The 20,719-nt window shown below is 40.0% G+C and carries 19 protein-coding genes and 2 pseudogenes; 6 read left to right on the top strand and 15 right to left on the bottom strand.

Annotated elements, in window-relative coordinates; all coding sequences use genetic code 11:
• Window positions 1-5: 5 nt before the first annotated feature.
• The 3 genes and pseudogenes from astD to ACZ1G6_RS13520 all read right to left on the bottom strand — a co-directional run bounded on the left by astD (window position 6) and on the right by ACZ1G6_RS13520 (window position 3,788).
• Window positions 6-1,482, bottom strand: a pseudogene (astD, locus tag ACZ1G6_RS13530) (succinylglutamate-semialdehyde dehydrogenase).
• A 52-nt stretch (window positions 1,483-1,534) separates the two neighbouring features.
• Window positions 1,535-2,566, bottom strand: coding sequence for an arginine N-succinyltransferase (gene astA, locus ACZ1G6_RS13525; RefSeq protein WP_472616763.1), 1,032 nt, complete (start codon window positions 2,564-2,566; stop codon window positions 1,535-1,537).
• Window positions 2,567-2,576: 10 nt separating this feature from the next.
• Window positions 2,577-3,788 carry an aspartate aminotransferase family protein gene (locus tag ACZ1G6_RS13520; RefSeq protein WP_472616762.1) on the bottom strand — a complete coding sequence of 404 codons (1,212 nt, stop codon included), beginning with the start codon at window positions 3,786-3,788 and terminating at the stop codon, window positions 2,577-2,579.
• A 646-nt stretch (window positions 3,789-4,434) separates the two neighbouring features.
• Between ACZ1G6_RS13520 and ACZ1G6_RS13515 the strand changes: the two genes are divergently transcribed.
• From ACZ1G6_RS13515 to ACZ1G6_RS13505, 3 genes are read left to right on the top strand one after another with little or no spacing between them, the layout of a single operon-like run.
• Window positions 4,435-5,433 carry a branched-chain amino acid aminotransferase gene (locus tag ACZ1G6_RS13515; protein WP_472616761.1) on the top strand — a complete coding sequence of 333 codons (999 nt, stop codon included), beginning with the start codon at window positions 4,435-4,437 and terminating at the stop codon, window positions 5,431-5,433.
• Window positions 5,434-5,471: 38 nt separating this feature from the next.
• Window positions 5,472-5,999 (top strand): TraB/GumN family protein, encoded by a 528-nt coding sequence (locus ACZ1G6_RS13510; protein ID WP_472616760.1) that lies wholly within the window; start codon window positions 5,472-5,474, stop codon window positions 5,997-5,999.
• Complete coding sequence (locus ACZ1G6_RS13505; protein ID WP_472616759.1) at window positions 5,986-6,303, top strand: TraB/GumN family protein; 318 nt, start codon at window positions 5,986-5,988, stop codon at window positions 6,301-6,303. Before ACZ1G6_RS13510 ends, ACZ1G6_RS13505 begins: the two co-directional genes overlap by 14 nt.
• Window positions 6,304-6,379: 76 nt before the next feature.
• Here ACZ1G6_RS13505 and ACZ1G6_RS13500 read toward each other — a convergent pair whose 3' ends face one another.
• Genes ACZ1G6_RS13500 through rpe form a run of 5 tightly spaced genes read right to left on the bottom strand, consistent with a single transcriptional unit; the run spans window position 6,380 to window position 9,883 of the window.
• Window positions 6,380-7,156, bottom strand: a complete 777-nt coding sequence (locus tag ACZ1G6_RS13500) for an HDOD domain-containing protein (RefSeq protein WP_472616758.1) — start codon at window positions 7,154-7,156, stop codon at window positions 6,380-6,382.
• A 28-nt stretch (window positions 7,157-7,184) separates the two neighbouring features.
• Window positions 7,185-7,592 carry a hypothetical protein gene (locus ACZ1G6_RS13495; protein ID WP_472616757.1) on the bottom strand — a complete coding sequence of 136 codons (408 nt, stop codon included), beginning with the start codon at window positions 7,590-7,592 and terminating at the stop codon, window positions 7,185-7,187.
• Window positions 7,593-7,600: 8 nt separating this feature from the next.
• A complete protein-coding gene (locus ACZ1G6_RS13490; protein WP_472616756.1) occupies window positions 7,601-8,182 on the bottom strand; it encodes an anthranilate synthase component II in 582 nt (193 codons plus the stop codon).
• Window positions 8,183-8,186: 4 nt separating this feature from the next.
• The gene (gene trpS / locus ACZ1G6_RS13485; protein ID WP_472618991.1) at window positions 8,187-9,194 is read right to left on the bottom strand and encodes a tryptophan--tRNA ligase; all 1,008 of its coding nucleotides are present in this window, start codon (window positions 9,192-9,194) and stop codon (window positions 8,187-8,189) included.
• A 26-nt stretch (window positions 9,195-9,220) separates the two neighbouring features.
• Window positions 9,221-9,883 (bottom strand): ribulose-phosphate 3-epimerase, encoded by a 663-nt coding sequence (rpe, locus tag ACZ1G6_RS13480; protein WP_472616755.1) that lies wholly within the window; start codon window positions 9,881-9,883, stop codon window positions 9,221-9,223.
• Window positions 9,884-10,235: 352 nt separating this feature from the next.
• Here rpe and ACZ1G6_RS13475 point away from each other — a divergent pair, with 352 nt between their 5' ends.
• The 3 genes from ACZ1G6_RS13475 (at window position 10,236) to ACZ1G6_RS13465 (ending at window position 11,561) form a co-directional block, all read left to right on the top strand.
• Window positions 10,236-10,901: a TorF family putative porin gene (locus ACZ1G6_RS13475; protein ID WP_472616754.1), complete on the top strand. Its 666-nt coding sequence runs from the start codon at window positions 10,236-10,238 to the stop codon at window positions 10,899-10,901.
• 120 nt (window positions 10,902-11,021) lie between these two features.
• Window positions 11,022-11,348: a hypothetical protein gene (locus tag ACZ1G6_RS13470; protein WP_472616753.1), complete on the top strand. Its 327-nt coding sequence runs from the start codon at window positions 11,022-11,024 to the stop codon at window positions 11,346-11,348.
• 6 nt (window positions 11,349-11,354) lie between these two features.
• Window positions 11,355-11,561, top strand: a complete 207-nt coding sequence (locus tag ACZ1G6_RS13465; RefSeq protein WP_472616752.1) for a DUF2970 domain-containing protein — start codon at window positions 11,355-11,357, stop codon at window positions 11,559-11,561.
• Here the strand turns inward: ACZ1G6_RS13465 and ACZ1G6_RS13460 are convergent.
• The 7 genes and pseudogenes from ACZ1G6_RS13460 to ACZ1G6_RS13430 form a co-directional block, all read right to left on the bottom strand.
• Window positions 11,558-13,978 (bottom strand): putative bifunctional diguanylate cyclase/phosphodiesterase, encoded by a 2,421-nt coding sequence (locus ACZ1G6_RS13460; RefSeq protein ID WP_472616751.1) that lies wholly within the window; start codon window positions 13,976-13,978, stop codon window positions 11,558-11,560. The genes ACZ1G6_RS13465 and ACZ1G6_RS13460 overlap by 4 nt on opposite strands.
• Window positions 13,979-14,106: 128 nt before the next feature.
• Window positions 14,107-14,941, bottom strand: a pseudogene (locus tag ACZ1G6_RS13455) (DNA adenine methylase).
• A 37-nt stretch (window positions 14,942-14,978) separates the two neighbouring features.
• The gene (locus ACZ1G6_RS13450; RefSeq protein ID WP_472616750.1) at window positions 14,979-16,415 is read right to left on the bottom strand and encodes a DamX-like protein; all 1,437 of its coding nucleotides are present in this window, start codon (window positions 16,413-16,415) and stop codon (window positions 14,979-14,981) included.
• A gap of 90 nt (window positions 16,416-16,505) precedes the next feature.
• Window positions 16,506-17,582 carry a 3-dehydroquinate synthase gene (gene aroB / locus ACZ1G6_RS13445; protein WP_472616749.1) on the bottom strand — a complete coding sequence of 359 codons (1,077 nt, stop codon included), beginning with the start codon at window positions 17,580-17,582 and terminating at the stop codon, window positions 16,506-16,508.
• Between the two features lie 15 nt (window positions 17,583-17,597).
• Window positions 17,598-18,113, bottom strand: coding sequence for a shikimate kinase AroK (aroK, locus tag ACZ1G6_RS13440; protein ID WP_472616748.1), 516 nt, complete (start codon window positions 18,111-18,113; stop codon window positions 17,598-17,600).
• A gap of 234 nt (window positions 18,114-18,347) precedes the next feature.
• Entirely contained in the window at window positions 18,348-20,174 is a 1,827-nt protein-coding gene (locus tag ACZ1G6_RS13435; RefSeq protein WP_472616747.1) for a type IV pilus secretin PilQ, read from the bottom strand.
• A complete protein-coding gene (locus ACZ1G6_RS13430) occupies window positions 20,167-20,718 on the bottom strand; it encodes a pilus assembly protein PilP (RefSeq protein ID WP_472616746.1) in 552 nt (183 codons plus the stop codon). Before ACZ1G6_RS13430 ends, ACZ1G6_RS13435 begins: the two co-directional genes overlap by 8 nt.
• Between the last annotated feature and the right edge of the window lies 1 nt (window position 20,719).

Genomic DNA, 20,719 nt, shown 5'->3' with positions numbered 1-20,719 from the left:
GTCTCCTATTCGATTACTAGGCCGGGACTAAGCGTACCGGGTAGTGTGACTTTATCAAGCTCGACCGAAGCAACTGGGTAAGCACAATAGTCAGCCGCATAGTAAGCACTAGCTCTATGATTACCACTATCACCTACTCCACCAAATGGAGCAGCGCTACTTGCGCCGGTTATTGGACGATTCCAATTAACAATACCGGCTCGAATGCGAGGTAAAAAGTATTCATATTGCGCTTTATCATCGCTTAATAAACCCGCGGATAATCCAAAGCGGGTATTGTTTGCCCAAGTAATTGCTTGGTCTAACGAATCATAGCGCATTACTTTAAGCAATGGGCCAAAATGTTCTTCGTCAGGCAATTCATCAGCAATGCTAGTAACATCTATAATACCTGAGTGTGATAAAGCCAGTATCGGTATCAATATGTGTCATTTCAAGCAGGCTTTGGGCGCCTAAGGTTTGCAATTGTGATTGTGCAGATATCATCATGGCTGCAGCTTTAGCTGAAATCATTGCGCCCATAAACGGCTGCTCTTGTGCATCGTAGTAATCAGGCTTAAGTTTGCTAGTTGCACTTATTAATTGTGCTAAGATTTTGTCACCTTCAGGGCTTGCAGGAAGCATTAGTTTTCGTGCACAAGTGCAGCGCTGCCCAGAAGTAACAAAGGCAGATTGTAGAATGTCATGTACCGCTGCGTTTGTGTCTTGCACATCACCAACAATAAGTGCGTTATTTCCTCCCATTTCAAGCGCCAGTATCTTGCCGGGCTGCCCTGCAAATTGCTCGTGTAGTAATTTACCAGTGGTAGAACTACCGGTAAAAAATAAGCCATCGATATCATTATGGGATGCTAGCGCCTTTCCGGTATCGACTTGACCTTGCACAAGGTTTAAAACACCTGCTGGTAGACCCGCTTCTTGCCAAAGCTTTACAGTAAACTCTGCTACCAACGGCGTCAGGTCACTTGGTTTAAACACAATGGTATTGCCAGCTAATAAGGCCGGCACAATATGCCCATTAGGTAGATGACCCGGGAAATTATACGGTCCAAAAACCGCAACTACGCCGTGTGGACGATGACGTAACATGGCAACGCCTGCGGGCATTGGGTTTTCCACGGTACCTGTGCGATCATGATAGGCTTTTTCTGAAATAGCTATTTTGCCAATCATTGCGCCAACTTCGGTGGCTGTTTCCCATTCAGGCTTGCCTGTTTCTTTGGCAATAATGTTAGCGAGTGCTTGCTTGTGCTCGCCCAATAATTCAGCAAATCTTTTTGTAATTGCTAAGCGTTCATTGAAATCACTAAGTGACCAAGTATTAAAGGCATGCTTAGCCGCTTTTACTGCGTCGTCAACTTGTGAACCACTTGCTGTATTTGCTTCCCAAATCACTTGATTTTTCGCGGGATCAATAGACACCATTGAATTACCGTTTCCAGCTATCCAATGGTTATTAATAAAATGTGCAGGATGTGACATTACAATCTCCTTGTTAAGGCAAACCATGAGTGTTTGCGCTTAGAAATATGGTTTAGTTAGGGACGCTGCTTGCGTATCTAATAGTATCGCCTGATGCAATATTCAACGCGCTGGCGAGTTCTTGATGAATGCTCACGATGCCTGTTTCTAGAATATGCAAAGCACCAACACAAGCTCTAAACCCATCAATTTTGTCATTTATAATAAAATATTGGGTATCACTATCACCGGCCGGTGTTGCGCTGATTTCGACTGTCGCACTTGCACTATGACGAACGGTTGAAATACTTTCTAAGTCTGCTTCGACTGTTGGTCCAGCATCAAAAATATCCACGTACCCGCGGCATTTAAAGCCTTCTTGTTCAAGTAAACGAAGCGCAGGCTTAGTTTTATCATGCACCTGTCCAATACAAGCTTGTGCTTCTGGCGATAATAAATTGACATAAATCGGATATTTAGGCATTAGTTCAGCAATAAATACTTTATTTCCTATACCGGTTAGATAGTCTGCGGTTGGGAAATCTACCGAAAAGAAATGGGTTTCTAACCATTCCCAAAAAGGTGATTTGCCACTTTCGTCAGACACCCCGCGCATTTCAGCAATGACTGTCTGAGCAAAGCGTTGCTTATGTTGAGCCATAAACAAAAACCGAAACTTTGATAACAAACGTCCAGCAAGTCCACTACGGGCGTGTTCTTGTAAAAATAGGGTGCATATTTCGCTAACGCCCGTGTAATCATTGCAAAAGGTAAGTATCTCAACTGAATTGTGGACGCCTAATTCACGAGAGGCATGCACTACTTTACCTAAATGATAATGATAAAACGCATCCTGTAAGCCAACGGTAGCTTCAATGCCTGATGTACCAACTACTTTCCCTGTTGCGGTATCTTCCATCACAAACAAATAGCTTTCTTGCCCTGGTGTTTGCGTCTGAGAATCGAAAGCTTTTATCGACGCATCGATTTTCTTTTTAAGCAAGGCCTCATTCACAGGCAATGAGGTAAAACCAATGCCTGAATCTTGAGCAATTTGATAAAGCTCAGGATAATCAGCTTCTTCAATAGGGCGAATAACTAGCATACAGTAGTCCCTATTTTTCTTCAGATACTAACGCAGCGATACCGCGCTCAAATCTCGCTAAACCTTCAATAATATCTTCATCTGGAATGACTAACGATGGTGCAAAGCGCACGACATTCATGCCGGCAACTAAACACATAAGCCCTTCGTTATTTGCCGCTACCATGAAATCTCTGGCTCGACCTTTATATTTTTCATTTAACGCGCATCCTAGTAACATCCCTTTGCCACGTATTTCATCAAATACATGGAATTTTTCATTGATTCTTGTTAAATGCTCTCTGAATAATGCTTCTTTTGCTAAAACGCCATCTAGCACTTCTTGGTGGTTTACTACGTCAAATACAGCCTCGGCAATTGCGCACGCCAGCGGGTTTCCGCCATAAGTGCTACCATGAGTGCCCGGTTTTAGACTTTGCGCAATTGCATCAGTTGTTAACATTGCACCAATTGGAAAACCGCCGCCTAGGGATTTGGCCGTGGTTAAAATATCTGGGGTAACGTCAAGGTTCATATATTCAAACAACTTACCTGTGCGTCCCATACCAGATTGGACTTCATCAAAAATTAATAATGCATTGTGTTTATCGCACAATTCACGGACGCTTTTCACAAACGCTGGATCTGGCACGATAATCCCGCCTTCACCTTGCATGGGTTCCATCATAACAGCACATGTTTTGTCGGACATCATATCAGCTAGCATTTCTATATCGCCGTAGTCACTATGAATAATGCCGTCAGGCTTTGGACCGAAACCGTCTGAATAAGCCGGTTGTCCGCCTACGGTCACGGTAAAAAATGTTCTACCATGAAAACCTTGCTTGAAGGCAATAATTTCATCTTTTCCTTCACCAACGGTATCTAACATGTAGCGCCTTGCTAACTTTAACGCCGCTTCATTGGCTTCAGCACCCGAATTTGCGAAATAAACCTTATCTGAAAAAGTAGCATCGTTTAGCTTTTTCGCTAAGCGAATAGCGGGCTCATTAGTAAACACATTACTTAGATGCCATATTTTATTGCCTTGTTCAGCTAGTGCTTTTGTTAATGCTGGATGGCAATGACCTAACACATTAACGGCAATGCCACCTGCAAAGTCGATAAACTCAACATCGTTTTGGTCCCATACTCTTGAACCCTCGCCTCTTACTGGCACCATTGCGGCTGGATTATAATTGGGTACCATTACATCGTTAAACATTTCGCGAGTGACTTGCATAAAATGACCTCTTTGCACGTGATTATGTGTGAATTACACTTTTTACATTTATAAGCTGATGGCGCGACAGTATCGAATCTGACAACCACTGAGTATAAATTTTTCGTGTATTATGCCAGATGATTCGCTAAAAGTCCTCACTATACTTTCCCTCAAGCCCTTGTTTTTACTGAGCTATGAAGGTTTTTCCTAAAAAATTGCATAAGTATTTTGATGCTTTTCAAAGGGATTATTATATTGGATAAATGAGCATTTGGCGTAGTCCAACGTTTATTAAGCTAGAAAGGACATAAGACTTAGGTGGTGTTTGCGTCGTTTACTGATATAGCATACTTAGGACTTACATTGCGTATGTGTGATTGCGCTTGTCAGCATAACTATGCAAAAAAAATGCAAAAAAGAATACAAAAAAGATAAGAGTACTGCTGAGGTTTTTTGCGTTATGCGTGATACCTATACTATAAAACATGAAAATGTGAATCGATCACGCAATAAGTCTACTTTATCATTGATAGGTAGGTATGTGCTTATTGTGATCGCTCAGATATGAGGTAATATTAAGCATATTATTTTAAGGCAAGCGATAATAGGTATTATCTTAGTCTTGTCTACTTTTATGTTAGCTAACATCAATTAGGGACTCAATATGGCTGTGTTTGGAACAGTTTTCATGCCAAAAATGGCACTTGCAACTCATGAAAATGGAAAATGGTCTGAAACACAATCAGTCTCGTCTGACAGTATTCAAATCCATCCTGGTGCTCATGTACTTCATTACTCCAGCACATGCTTTGAAGGATTAAAAGCATTTAAGCATCAAGATGGCGGTATTTACATTTTTAGAATGGATCAAAATATCAAGCGCTTTGAGCAAAGTAGTAACTTGCTCTATTTACCTAAAATAGACCCACTGCAGATGCAAAGCATGATCATTGATTTAGTTGAAAGTTATGCAGATGAAGTCCCTGAACCACTAGGGTCTATGTATATTAGACCGACTCATGTAGGAACAGAAGCGTCCATTGGAAAAGCAGCAGTGCCTTCGTTAACTTCTATGATGTATGTATTGCTATCTCCCGTTGGTGACTACTTTACAGGTGGTGCTAAACCGCTACGACTCTTGCTTGATGAAACAGGTATGAGGTGTGCACCACATATGGGAATGATTAAAAGTGGCGGTAATTACGCCAGTGCGCTAGGGCCTATTTTGAACGCTAGAGAAACCGTACAAGCGGATCAAATTTTGTTTTGCCCAAATGGTGATGTGCAAGAAACAGGCGCAGCAAACTTTATTTTGATAGATGGTGATGAAGTGATAACAAAAGCATTGGACACTAGTTTTTTGCATGGTGTCACGCGCAGCTCGGTGTTGACTATCGCCAAAGACTTAGGCATGAAAGTTAGCGAACGAGACTTATCGGTAAGCGAACTGCTGGAGCGTTCTGCGAAACCTGGTGTAGAAGCAGCATTATCGGGTACCGCCGCTGTGTTGACGCCGGTGGGTACGTTTATCCATAACGATAAAGAGTATAAGGTTGGTACAGGTGAGCCGGGTGTGACAACGATGAAGTTACGTAAAGCACTTAATGATATTCAATGGGGACATGCACCTGATAAGCATGGATGGCTAACTAAAGTTAAATAGTTTAGCCCAGTTAGCACTAATAAAACATGGAGAAAGTAATGAAGAAACTGAGTATAAACACAAAAATAAAGCGTGTATTGGCAAGCTCATTGGCAGCTGCTGTATTTGTTTTTGCTGCAAGCGCGAATGCAGCGCCTGTATTTAAGGTATCTAAAGGCGATGATGTAGTCTATGTCGGTGGCACATTCCATTTGCTTACCCAAGGCGATTACCCATTACCAGGGCAATTTGATCAAGCTTATAAAGCATCTGATGAATTATATTTTGAGACCGACATCGGAATAATGAATGATCCGGCTTTTCAAATGAAAGCCTTACCTTACATTACGTATCAAGATGGCAATACCTTAAAGACAGGCCTAAACGCAGCGACTTTTGCGATGCTTGAAAAATATATGACAAGCAAAGGCTTGCCCATTGAGCAGTTCTTACCTCTTAATCCAACAGGCATTATGCTTACGCTGACGATCATGGAATACCAAGCCAAAGGATTTACTGCACAAGGTGTTGATAAGTTTTTCTTTGATAAGTCAACATCAGATAGTAAAACTAATGCCTTGGTTTGAAAGTCCAGAAGAGCAATTGGCTATTATTGGCTCATTTGGAAGCACAGATCCAAATGGTATGATTGAATACACGCTTGAAGAATTATCAAGAGGAACAGAAGTCATCGATGCGTTGCACACTAGTTGGCGCTCAGGTGATATGGAAAAGCTTGCAGAGGTTGGCTTTGCTGGGTTTGAAGGTTTTGATGCCTTATACAACTCTTTAATAAAAGATCGAAATGATAAGTGGATGCGTGAAATTGAAAAAATGTTTGGAGACGCAGGAACTGAATTCATTCTTGTAGGCGCTTTGCACTTGCCTTGATCCAGATGGCGTGTTGACTCAGTTAGAAAGTAAGGGTTATACCGTAGAAAAACTATAAAGATGTGGCCGGTGCCACTTACTGCTCTGGCAAGGTACCGGCTATATTGACCTCAATCGCGGTCAAATTAATTTTTGATACGATACTGACATCATCTGATGTTATTCCAAAGTTTCGCAAATACACCATCGCTTCTTTTTTACCCATTAAACCATGAGCTTGCAACATTTTATATTGCATAAATCCTTGAGAGCTAAATAGTAGCTTGGTAAAAGGGTGAAAGTCTTTTTCGACAATATAGTCCATACTAATTTTTTGTATTTTCGCATAATCTTCGAAACCAACAGCAATGGTCAGCCAGCGGCATTTTAGTGCTTTTGTTATATCTGCTGTGACCTGATTAGCGTATTTCTTCCAAAAAGCAGCAATATATTTTTGTGATGGTTCTAAATTACCTAATATTTTTGCTTGAGTTACATTATTGTCTTTGCGGGCTTTGATCACTTCTTCGCGTATCTTACGGTCAAATGAGCGAAGATAAACATTAGTGACAACCGTGCGACCAATATTTGAAAATAAGCCGAGGTTAAATGCAAAGTGCTGGCGTATATTGTTTTTGTCTGCTAAACATTTTGCAATATTTGCCGTACCAAGTGTGTATAGCCACATGTGCTTAACAATATCTGGTGTATATTCAGAACGAGGCGGATTACAGTGTTTTGCAATCAACACAGGGATAATAGTACGAAGGCTCTCTAAGCCGCAAAATGATAATGCGTTGCGTAGGTTTTTTAACACGATAGGGTGCCCGGCAGAGTCAACACGCCTATATTGGGGCTGCTTTACGAAAGCCATGATACCTTTTTCTAGCCAAGGTAACTGTTCAATGCATTCGACTAAGGCGACTGATTGAGCAGGCTTCGGTATATAAAATATCTAACAGACGCCCCAGTGATTCGTTAAAGCGCAATATCTTTTCAAACACCATTGGGGTGTCTCTGACTTGCTTTTCCACATCTTTGATCAACGAATCATGAAACTGCGCTTCGACTTTTGCTAAAAATGCGCTTCTTGCATCCGCTTCAACTTCTTTTTTCTTATAAGCAACTTCTTCGACCACTAATAATTCGCGCCGGCTTTCGAACTGCTCTGAGTCCTCTATTTGCCGTTGTTTTTCAGTTTTTCGGCCAGCATCCACAATCGCATCATCAAGCTTGATTAAAAGCTTTTCAAAACGGTTGTTGTATATGCCCGCTAACTGCGAAACACTTTTTCTTTCATTAGTGCTCAAGTTCTTTTTTATCCTCGTTGAACAAAATTGTTTAATATTGCATGTCCATGTTCAGTCAATAGCGATTCGGGATGAAACTGAACGCCATATATCTCCAATTTCCTATTTTCAATTGCCATGACTTCAGTATCCCCATGTTCTATGCACACAGCAGTCACAACAAATTCCTTACTCAATGTTGATGGTTCAACCAGCAAAGAATGATAACGGGTTACCTTAAATTGCTCAGGACACCCACGAAACAAAACCGACTCATCAGACTTGGTCACAATATCAGAGGTTTTGCCATGTCTGATTTGTTTTGCCTGACCCACATTTGCACCAAATGCCTGAGCGATAGCTTGATGTCCTAAGCATACACCCAAGATAGGCTTCTTGCCTGCAAATGCGCTGATTGCTTCGATGCATATACCAGATTCATTAGGCGTACAGGGACCCGGTGAGAGCACTAAATGCGAAAAACTAAATTGTGCTAGCTCCTCGACTAAATATTCATCATTTTTTACAACCTGAACATCATGTCCCAACTCTTCAAAATACCTTGCTAAGTTATGTGTAAATGAGTCGTAATTATCGATCATTAAAATCACAACATTACCTAGCAATAAATCCTAATGAATCATATACCTTAGCCAATGTATCGGACGCTTTTTCACGAGCTTTAGCACTTCCTTCTTGCATTACTTGATGAAGAAAAGTGTGGTCTGCCCGTATTCGCTGATATTCTGCTTGAATTGGACCTAGAAGGCTAACAACTGCGTCTGCTACATCACCTTTTAAATGTCCATACATTTTGTCGTCATATAAAGGGACAAGGTCACTAATTGACTTACCAGATGTGGCGCTTAGCAACGATAGTAGGTTAGATACGCCCGGCTTAGTGCTTGGGTCATAGAATATATTGGCGTGTTCGTCAGAATCAGTGACCGCACGTTTGATTTTTTTAGTCAGCTTTTTAGTGTCTTCAAGTAAACCAATTACGTTATTAGGATTGTCGTCAGACTTTGACATTTTTTTATTAGGGTCTTGCAAGCTCATGACGCGCGCACCATCTTTTGGAATATGTGGGTCAGGGAGCGTAAAAATATCGCCATAGATATTATTAAATCGAGTCGCAATATCTCGCGTTAATTCGAGGTGTTGTTTTTGATCCTCGCCAACGGGCACTTCATTTGCTTGATATAACAATATATCAGCAGCTTGTAATACAGGATAAGCGTACAAACCAACATTAACATTCGCTTGGTTCTTTTGCGCTTTGTCTTTAAATTGAGTCATTCGGTTGAGCTCGCCCATTTGGGTATAGCAATTTAAGACCCAACCTAATTGTGCGTGTTCTGGCACATGAGATTGCATAAAAATAGTACTTTTATTGGGATCTATGCCACAAGCTAAATACAAAGCGAGCCCATCTAGACAAGCCTGATTGAGCAGGGCAGGGTCTTGTCTTACTGTAATAGCATGCAAATCGACAATCATAAATAAGCAATCATGCGTATCTTGCATGTTTACCCACTGTCTTAAGGCGCCCAAGTAATTACCTAGCGTTAATTGCCCAGAAGGTTGACAGCCACTTAATACGATGGGTTTAGATGTATGAATCACGGTTTAGTCCTATTATTAATTGCTTATTTCAATTGCTCTATTAGTGCACTAATAGCACTTTTATAATCATTTTGGTTAAAAATAGCGCTACCAGCCACAAACATATCAGCACCTGCATCAAAAACAGGCTTGATGGTATCTTTGTTAATTCCGCCATCGATCTCGATTCTAGTGTCTAAGCCCATTTCATCAATAATATGCTTTAGGTGGGCAGTTTTCTCAACAGTATTGGGGATAAATTTTTGGCCACCAAATCCCGGGTTAACGGACATTAGTAGCACATAATCAAGTTTCTCAAGTACATAATCCAGTACACTCAATGAGGTCGCAGGATTAAGCACAAGGCCAGCTTTGCATCCATGGCTTTTAATTAGTTCTATACTGCGATCTACATGGAGGCTTGCTTCAGGGTGGAAGCTGATCATACTAGCACCAGCCTGTGCAAAGTCTTCTATCATTCTGTCGACAGGTGAAACCATTAAATGCACATCAATGTCAGCTGTGATTCCATAATTGCGCAGCGCTTTACATATATTCGGACCAAACGTTAAATTAGGCACATAATGATTATCCATTACATCAAAGTGGATAATATCCGCGCCTGCATTAAGCACATCCTCAACCTCTTGACCTAATTTGGCAAAATCGGCAGATAAAATTGATGGTGCAATTATTGGCTTGTGCATAAATGAATCCCTTAGCTGAATTTTCGCGATAGTTTACCGCAAATCACCTCAAAGAATAACCGAATTTTTCACATTCATGTTGTGCAAAGACAAGACAATGATGGCGGTAAAGTAAGAAATTACACTTGTCAAAAAAATGCCACTTTTTGGTGCAAAAGGAGAAAGTAAGCGTGTAAAAATGCACTATATCAATCAGTTAAATCGTTTTAACTAGATTTTAATTCATGTAAGCTTATGATAAATAACGATATTAATTTTATGGCATTGGGCTTGCTTGGGCTTGCACTATAAAATAATAAAAATAACGACAGCACATTTTACACTAAACTATACGACTCAGTCTGGAGAACACATGAAACACATAACAAAAATAGCTTTAATTAGCGCTGCCGTATCATCAAGTTTATTGGCTAGCCAAGTGGCCGTAGCCGAGGTAAGTGCGAATGCAGGTATCACCTCAAACTATCTATGGAGAGGCGTTAGCCAAAGCTCTGATTCAGCATCAGTATCAGGCGGCATCGATTATAGTAACGACGGTGGTTTTTACGCTGGTACTTGGGTTGGTTCATTGGGTGACGGAAATGGAGCGGAGACAGACTTCTATTTAGGCCTTACTGGTGAAACAGACACCTTTACCTACGATGTTGGTTATATTTATTATGCGTACACTGATTTAGAAGATGCTGATTTTGGCGAAATATATGCAAATGCTGGTTTTGGTAATTTTGGGGTAGGTTTCGCCTATACCGTAAACAGCCAAGCTGAAGGCCCAGCGCCGTTTGATACAGGTGATATATATTTCAATGCAAGTTACGGCGGCATAGACTTAGGAAACGAATTTGAGCTTGGTTTAACTGCGGGTTTATATACATTTGATGTAAGCAGTGACCTTGATTATGCTCATTTTCAAGCAGATATCGCAAAAGGTGACTTTGTATTTTCAATATCAAAAGCACAAGAAGAAGGGTTCGCAGATGGCGATCTGAAATTTGTCGCAAGTTGGTCTACTAGTTTCTAGGAAAAAGTGACCCTAAACCAATACATAAAAACACCAATAAGGCTGACTTTTTGGTGTTTTTTTTGTATTGGTGTAAACTATAAGTAAGCTTAGCGCAATACCGCTGATATGGAGATTATTTTGACAAACGCACAAGGCCATTCTTCTAAAACCTTTAAGAACATGCTTGTTTTTGGTAGTGCGGTGAGCATTGCTATGGTGTTTGTTATCAGTGTCACCCTAAGCGAAGTTCATGCACCCTGCGCAAGTGTATTAGTGTCTACTAACGACTCCATTGTCGTAGACACACATTCAAAATCACACAGTGCCCACTCTAATGAACACCCTGTTATCTGCAATAGAAATAATCAGCAAGTAAGTTGGTTCGGATGGGTTTTTAAGCGTTCTGATGCTGTTGAGTTTCATTACTTAGATTTATTAGAGCTCATTAACCGACATAAATCGTAAAATCATATGAATAAAGCTTCTATTGTTTCTCGTTGGTTTGCCGTATTTAAAAGTGTGAGTGCAAGTTTCTTTGGTGTCCAGTCTCAGCAAGCATATGAAGAAGACGCTAAGCATACCTCATTTATTCCTTTTATCGTTGTTGGTTTGATAATGTTGCTTGCATTTGTGTTAGGCGTTTGGGCGCTAGTGAATTTTCTAATTATGGCTCGCTAGGCAATTATTAGACAATTATGTTTTTTTACATAGTTTTTTATATAGTTAGGCAAAAATACCGCAAGTTCGCTATGGGGAATGGGCTTGGATATTAAGAATCCTTGAATGTAATCGCAACCCAGTTTTCGTAGTTCTGCAAACTGAGCTTCCGTTTCTGCTCCTTCAGCCACAATTGGCACAGATAAACCATGTAACATTTGCGTCAATGAGCTCACTATTCGTTGTTGTCTGGCATCTTGATCAACGTTATTTAACAAAGAACGATCTAGTTTAACAGTATGATATGGAAAGGCGGTTAGATACGATAAAGAAGAGTAACCAGCGCCGAAATCATCTATAGAGATTTTGAAGCCAAGCTCACTCGCGTTTTCAATCCACTGTTTGGCTTGCTCAAAGTTGGTGATAACAGAAGTCTCGGTAATTTCTAACTCTAACCTTGAATGACTGACATTATGAATTTGTGCGAACTTAGTCAGAATATTAAGTGCCGTATCATCAACCAATTGAGATGGGCTTACATTAATCGACACACCAATATCTTTTAGTCCAAGACTATCTAGGAAAATGATTTCACTCATCACATTTTCGACAATCCATTCAAATAAGGTATTCATGTTTTCAGTTTCTTCAAGAACATCTATGAAGGTTGGGGGAGGAATATATCCTAAGCTTGGGTGGTTCCAGCGGCATAGGACTTCAAGTTTGCAAATGGTTTTGTTTTGACTAGCAACAATAGGTTGAAAAACAACGTATAACTGTTTTTCATTTAAGGCGTTAGCAAAGTCATTTTTGATAGCGAATCGTGTTTTGGCGTCTTTTCGCATAGACTTGTCGAAAAATTTATATCGGTTTTTGCCATCTTCCTTGGCCTGATACATAGCGATATCAGCATATCGTAATAATTTGTCTGAATTGACATCAATTGCTTCTTGCATAGCAATACCAATGCTAGCACTTATTTTAATATTGTTATCACAAACATTAAATGGCGCATTGAACAGCTCGACCACTGATTTTGCCATGTGTTCTAGTGCATCTAGTTTTTCATAGTTTGAGTAACAGATGACAAACTCATCCCCACCAATTCTATACACTTTCGTATATTTGTTGACTACGCCTTTTAATCGATAACCAATCTTTTTGAGCATAATGTCACCGGCTTCGTGACCTAAGTTATCATTAACGGGTTTGAAGCCGTCAAGATCTAAGAAGAAAATGGCGACTTGATGAGTACTGGCGTCTGTATTCATAGAATCGAGATCATCTATGAGAACATTACGCGTAAATAGGCCTGTGATAGGGTCAATAGTAGCTTGACGTAAAAGTTTCTTTTGTGAGGCATTTAGCTGCTGTTCGTAGGTTTCTAGTAGACTAATGGTATGTCTAAATTCATCCTCTAATTCATGTAGTTCGTCTTTAAAAACAAGGTCTAATGGTTTGCCTAGTCTAAACTTTGCGGTGTTGTATTCTTTGGTGCCGATTAGTTTAATTGCCCTTTTTAGTTGGTTTATGCGGGTAATGGGCAAAATCGAAAAAAGAATCAAAAATAGTAAAATACCAAATGTTAAGGTTACAAAAATGACAATGACTTGTTGCTTTTGTGATGATTGCTGTTCTAGCATTAATGAAATATCACGAACAAATAAAATCGTCAGTTTATCGCCGAGACCTTGAAGGTTTTCAAACCAAACAAAATAATCAATTTCATTTACCCGAAGATTAATGCCTTTATCATGTAATGCGTTGACCTTTTTTGCAGAAAGTGATTGTGAAAACAAGGCGCTTTCAAGGGATGGATTTGTCAGCAGCTCAAATGACAACTGCCCCAAATCTGATTTGTTATCAATTGTGTCTATGCTGGATGAAATGATGGCGATATCGCTACCGATAACATCGCTAAGTAAGATGATTGCAGGTGCGATGTCTATTGTGATTTCAAGGGTCCATGCTGTTTGGTCAATATCAAGTTCAGTACTTGATAAAAATTCGCACAATTGATGACAAATAATCATCGTTTGTTTATTGCTAGGTTTCGCAGTTGATGACAAAGCGCGAGTTGGAGGGAGTTGCCCGTATTCTAGCTGCCTACTACCGTTACTTAAGCGAATCGAGCTTAAACCATAATTTGTTTTGATTTCAGGCCACACTTGCTCAAAAAAAGCAGCAATCTGACTAATAGTTTTATTTTGTAAATCACCAAATAGAATAATTTCGTCAACAGTCTTAGTATGTTGCTGGAGTTGTTGTTCTAAAATAGCAATTGACGAGGCATAATTAGCGCGTTTAATTTGTGTGATGTTTTTATCAAGTGTTTGTTGTTGTTGGATGCTTACGAAAGTGTACGATGCACCTAAAGATACCACTGCAACCACAATGACAAGCATTAGAATCTTAGCGAGTAGGCCATGTATTTTCATGAACTTCCTATCTTGGACGTACATCTAAACGTTAAATTATTTGGTGTTGGTAACCAAAGCTAAGTATGATATTGAATCATCAGGTCACTAGTGTACCACTATCACTGGCCATCTTTTTCATCAATTGCTTACTTCGCTTTGTATACAGCCATGACTTCATTACAGGGCTTTCTTAATGAACCTTTACAGTTGATATTTCTTGCAACGGTCAACTTAACCTTTTTATCGGCTCTTCGGTATAGTTCTCTAGTCGCTTTTATATCATTATTTGAAATAATGGTGGTGACGCCTTTTTGGCTCGCATTGTGGGCAAGCTCTTCAAGACGAACATGCTCGCTATTTCCAAACCCTTGTGCTGAGTATGCGGTAAAACTAGAAGATTGATTAATTGGCCAATAGGGCGGGTCACAATATATCACATCACCGGGAAGCGCTTGGTCAAAAGCAAGCGAAAAGTCACCTAAAACAAATGTTGCGTGTTTTGCTTTTTCGCTAAAGTAAATTAGTTCTTTTTCAGGAAAATATGGCTTTTTATATCGCCCAAATGGGACATTATATCCGCCCTTACTATTGTATCTGCATAATCCATTATAGCCATGACGGTTTAAATATAAAAAACTAGCAGCACGTTCAAGACCATAGTGAGAGTTTATTAAATCGATCACGCAATTTATAGTATTGAGCTTCATCATTTAATTTGGGTATAAAAAGCCCAGTAGAAAATTCAAGAAAGCTATCTAGAGAATGAGTGACGGTATTAAATAAATCAATAAGATCTTTATTGGTGTCAACTAATAAGTAGTGTTCATAATTAGTATTGAGAAAGACTGAACCTCCACCAACAAATGGCTCTATCAAACGTGATGACTTAGCAGGTAATAAAGAGACGATGTTATTGACTAATTTACGTTTTCCACCCGCCCACTTTAACGGCGACTTATGTAGTGATGAGTGATTATCCACTTTAAGCGATGACTCCTAACGCGTGTTGTTATTCTTATTAGCGAATAATTTCTTGTTGTATTTGCGCGACGCTTTTGGCAAACGGTTGTGCGCTTTTCAATGAATCAGGCAACGTTTCTAGTGTTTGTAAAGCATTATTGATGTCGGGAAATGAACCTTTGTGCAATACGACAAACCACGGGCCACCATATCGTTGAGTTTGATAAACCCAAGTAAGTTCGCGCAGTTGATTGGCATCTAAATACTCGTTTAGTACCGATTCATTCTGAATCCCGGATAATTGCAACACTACATTGTTTGTTGGCAATGCAAGTAGTGTAGTTTCATCAAAGCGATAGTCAATAGTATCAACAAGATTATCTTGAACGGTGTCTAATGTTTCGATAGTCGTATTTTGGGTTTTATCTTCGCTTATTTCACTTTGTCTAAGTTCGTTTAGCTGCTCAACGCTTGTAATATCAGGGACTCTAAAGTCTCCAGTTAAGGGTAAAGCAGGTGTTGGCTCAACCACTACGTCATTCTCGTTAACCGGAGATAGTTCTTGAGTTTGAGGTATTGTTGTTTGCGTAGTTTGTATCGCATCTTCCCATGAGCTAACTAAAATTTGCTCTGTTATACTACTTGAGTCATTGTCGGTTTCACCAAGGTCTTGAGCGTCGACAATTTCAACCCGTTTTATTTCGTTATCTTGTGGCCTCGTTACTAAAATAGAGTCCCTTACGATTGCTGACTCATTAAGTTTTTGTTCGTCAATGTCAAAGGCACTTAATGATTGTTCAGGCTCAATGTCACCGCTTAGGTAAGCCAATATCTGTGTTGAATACTGCCAATACATCAAGCCAATAAAAACAACTAAAAATACACTTAAAATGAGGCCTATAAACCATTTATTAGTGACAAGGGGCATATCTGAATCAAATAGCCAACTACGTTTTTCAGCCATTAAAGACTCTAGTGCATTGACATCAAAGCCATCGGGAGAAACAACGGAGGAGCTCAAAAGGACAGGGCGGTTACTATTTAGTGTCGGTAATAGCTCTTGTGCTTCTTGCGTCCATGCGGCACTACCAAATAAGATTACATTTAAATGAATTCCTGATGCTTGTTGTTGAATGAGCATTGCCCATTCCCATAATTCTTTAAGCAAGTCGTTGGGCATAAAGTCTGCCTGAGTGATACAAACAAGATATGATGCCTCAGATGAACTTGGTGTTAAATCGTGAAGGAGTTGATGGACTGGCCTGATAAAACTCCCAACGGTATGTCCAGCGAGCTGCCTGCAGATAGCACCACGATACTCTGTTAGTGCCATCTTAGGTTTAGCATCAAAAAATGATATTTCAGTGTGTTCATTTTGTTTGCTTAGAAAGTCGCTAAGCACTCGTTGCTGATCGGCAACGGTATCACCACTCACAAATATTAGTTGAGAAGAGTAATTGACTAAATGCGATAATCTATCATGAAGCTCTGACACTAGAAGCGGTGACCTCTTAACAAACTGGTTTGTTGATGTTTATTTACTCATCTAACTCTCTAGCCAGCTATTTACTTCACTATAAGCTAACTATTTATCTAGCAGTACTTTAAGTTCTTGCTCAGTAACATCAGCGACTAATTCAGCTTTACCAATACCGATAGGTAAAATAAATCTCATGTTACCACTTATTGCTTTTTTGTCTCTTTGCATGTGATTAATATAAGTTGCGCTATTCATATCGCTAGGACCTGCAATGGGCAATGAAAAGAAGTCAAATAACTCTTCAATTCGCCGTAATTCTGACAAATTCATTTGATTGCGCATATGTGATAACTTGCTAGCAATTACTGTGCCTGCTGCAACAGCTTCGCCATGTAACCAATTCCCAAAGCCCATTTGCGCTTCGATAGCATGACCAAAGGTATGACCTAAGTTTAAAAGAGCGCGGATTCCATTCTCTTTTTCATCTTGTTTTACAATCTCTGCTTTTATTTCACAACACCGTGCTATCATCGATTCTATGGCGTTTGGGTCTTTGTTTATGATGAGCTTTTTATTATTTTCTATCCAAGCAAAAAATGCATGATCATAAATAACGCCGTATTTGATAACTTCAGCCATGCCAGCTGAAAACTCATTGTTAGGCAACGTACCAAGCGTTTGGGGATCAATCAAAACCGCTTTAGGTTGGTAAAACGCCCCAATCATATTTTTACCTAAAGGGTGATTAACTGCGGTTTTACCTCCAACAGAGGAGTCTACTTGTGACAATAAGCTTGTGGGCACTTGTATGAAGTCTATACCTCGCTGATAGCAAGCGGCGACAAAGCCACTTAAATCACCAATTACGCCTCCACCTAAAGCAATAATGCATGCATCTCTTGAGATGCGGTTTTCTAATAATTGGCCCATAACAGTCTCAAAACTAGCTAGCGTTTTATACGCTTCGCCATCTTTGATAATTATGCTAGAAACATCTAAAGAGCTATTCGATAAACAGGATTTTAACGAATCAATGTAAAGAGGCGCGATGGTCTCATTACTAATGATGATAACTTGTTGACCACGAATATAAGACAATAAAAAACCGGTATCATTAAGATTACCGGTTTCAATTGAAATAGGGTAGCTTCGTTCACCAAGGTCAACTTGAATACTTGGCATACCGATACTCCTTTGTTACAAACCTATTTTGTTGATGATTTGATTCGCAACAGCGCGTGCGCTTTGGTCATCAGTTTCAATTACATAATCGGCCACTTCTTCATACAAAGGATTACGTTCTTCAGATAACGCGACTAATACCGCTTCTGGATCTTTGTTTTGTAACAATGGACGACGTTTGTCACGCTGAGTACGCGCCACTTGTTTGTCTATAGTGGTTTGAAGATATACAACGATACCTCTTGCAGATAAGCGATTACGAACTGCTTTAGAGACGATAGAACCGCCGCCAGTGGCTAAAACAATACCTTGATTATCACTAAGATCATGAATAACGGTCTCTTCGCGTTTTCTAAAGCCCTCTTCTCCTTCAAGATCAAAAATCCACGCAATGTCAGCGCCAGTGCGTTTCTCTATTTCTTGGTCTGAATCGAAGAATTCTAGATGTAATTCGTCTGCGAGATGTCGCCCAATAGTGCTTTTACCCGCACCCATTGGACCTACTAAAAATACGTTACGTTTTTCTGCCATATTGGTTTATTCGCATCATTTAAAAGTGAACGAGGCCATTGAGTTGTTTGATAAGGCCCGTAGTAACCATAACAAATGAGGGTTGTTATGAACTATATAAATCCTCGTTATAAATTCGAGAAAGTGATTATCTCAATTAAGTGATGGTGTTTGCAAGCTTTCCCGCAAAATAGCCGATGCTTAAGCATAAAAAAAGGCACAAAAGTGCCTTTTTGATGAAAATATAAGCGATAGCTATTCTTGTGTGATGATTTTTGGCGTCACAAAAATAAGTAGTTCGCGTTTTTCTTCAAGTTTCCCAGTAGTGCTAAAGATTTTACCTAGATACGGTATGTCACCTAGCACTGGTACTTTACTCACGTTATCTGTACTTATTTGCTGGAAGATTCCACCTAACACGATTGTTTCACCATTCTCAACAAGTACTTGTGTACTAATCTCTTGCGTATCAATAGCGACCGCAGGGCCGGTAGACGTGGATACAGTCTCACCACGAGAATCCTGAGTGACAACTAAGTTTAAAATAATGCGATTATCAGGTGTAATTTGCGGTGTTACACGTAAGCTTAATACTGCCTTTTTGAATTCAACCGCAGTTGCACCACTTGACGTAGATTGAACAAACGGAATTTCGGTACCTTGCTCTATATACGCTTCTTGTTGATTTGCTACGGTAATACGCGGGCTTGCAATAATTTCACCTTTGTTTTCAGATTCAAGCGCACTTAATTCTAAATCAAGGATGTTACCATCTACCAAGCTGGCAATTTGAAAGCCAATGCGTCCAGCAGCGTTAGCAACGGGCAAGTTAACATTTAATCTGTCAGTTATGTCGTCAGGAACAGAACCAGCATTGGCCAAATCTGCACCTTCTAATGAGCCTGATACACCAATATCACTAGAGTTAGACGTAAATCCCCAACGCACGCCAAGTTGTTCATCAACATTATCTCTAACGGTAACCATTCTAGATTCGATAAGTACTTGTCTTACGGGAATATCCAAGGCCTCAATGATCTCTCTTGCACTATCAATTGATTCTTGTGTGTCACGTATTAGGATTGTATTAGTTCTATCATCAACACTTACACTACCTCGATCGGATAAAATTCCGCCTTCTTCAGTTGAATCAAGTATGGTGGCTAAATTTGCAGCATTTGCGTAATTTATTGTGATGTTCGCGGATTTCAGTTCAGCTAAAGTTTGGACTTGCTGAGCGACCTGAAGCGCTTGGGTTTCTCTTGCGGTCAATTCTTCGCTTGGCGCGATGAGCAGAATATTCCCTTCAAGACGTTGATCAAGTCCTCTGATTTTAAGGATCATGTCAAGTGCTTGATCCCAAGGAACACCACTTAAACTGATCGTAACGTTACCATTAACTGTGTCAGTGGTGACCAAGTTAAAGCCGTTTACTTGTGCAATGATTTGTAAGACCTGCCTAACTGGCACATCTTGGAAATCTAAGCTAATAGGAGAGCCTGTATAAGTTTTACCTTGTTTCTCTGCAACTTCTTCTTCGGTCAATGGGCTGATAACAAACTCAATTTGTCCAATTGATTCGTTTCGTAATAATTCAACATTACCTTCATATCGAATTTCTAAACGTGACGCTAAATCGTCTTGGAAGGTTTCTAAGCGTGTAACAGAGGTACCAAATTGTTGAACGTTAATTTCGACATATTGGTCGTCGTTTAATTTTGTCTGTTCAAATGTAATTTCAATCTTACCTAAGGCTTCTATATATGAAAGCTCTGGTACTCGCCCTTCGAACTTAACGGTCACCAACGCTTCTTCACCACGGCGGTTAAAATCTAAGCCAGATACTCTAGCAAAACTCGCTTCTTCAATATCGCCTGCAGGGTCAATAAGCGCAACGGGTTTGACTGCTTCTTGTGACACTTGCGCATTATCAACAGGGACGTCTTGCATATCACCGTTTGGTTCTGGCGTCTCTTGCGCGACAACACTGAATGTGAAAAATCCAATTAAGAATATAAGCGCCGCATACCATATAGGTTTTGGGCGATTTAAACGGCGATTAAATATATACTTTCTAGACATTATCATTTTCCCCTACCGGTGACGACATATTGAGTGTTGCATTTTTGCTCTTCCAGCAACCTGCGCCGTCGGGTAGCATTTCAGTAATTGCGATTTGTGTATCTTGTATTCCAGTTACTCGGCCGTGAAACAATCCCATGTAACTACCATATGTAACTCTGTGTAAGCTTCCATCAGACGCTTTGACTAAGGCATATCGTGTGCCATTGGTAGAAAATACGCCAGACATTTGCAAAGCGTCAATACCATAACCTTCTAGCGCTTGGCGAGCCCTTCTTAAATCAGGCTGTTCGCACGTAAGGTCGTCGTCTGCTACTTCTGTTTCGGCAATTTCATCAATTCCATTACCATTTATTCTAAAGGGGCTGCGAAGTTCAGATGCGTCATATACGACACGTTCTTGTGCCTCAAATCTTGGATAAGACTCTATATTCTCTTGAGCACGCCCTTTCACTTCCTCTGTATAAGCGACTAGGTCGTCGATCTGTGCTCCACAACCAGTAGTTAATAAGGCGATTATTGTAATTAAAATACCTTTTTTCATA

The sequence above is a fragment of the Glaciecola sp. HA4-3 genome, from assembly GCF_055693685.1.
The sequence above is the reverse complement of the archived record's forward strand: the minus strand, read 5'-3'. Positions and strand labels throughout refer to the sequence as shown.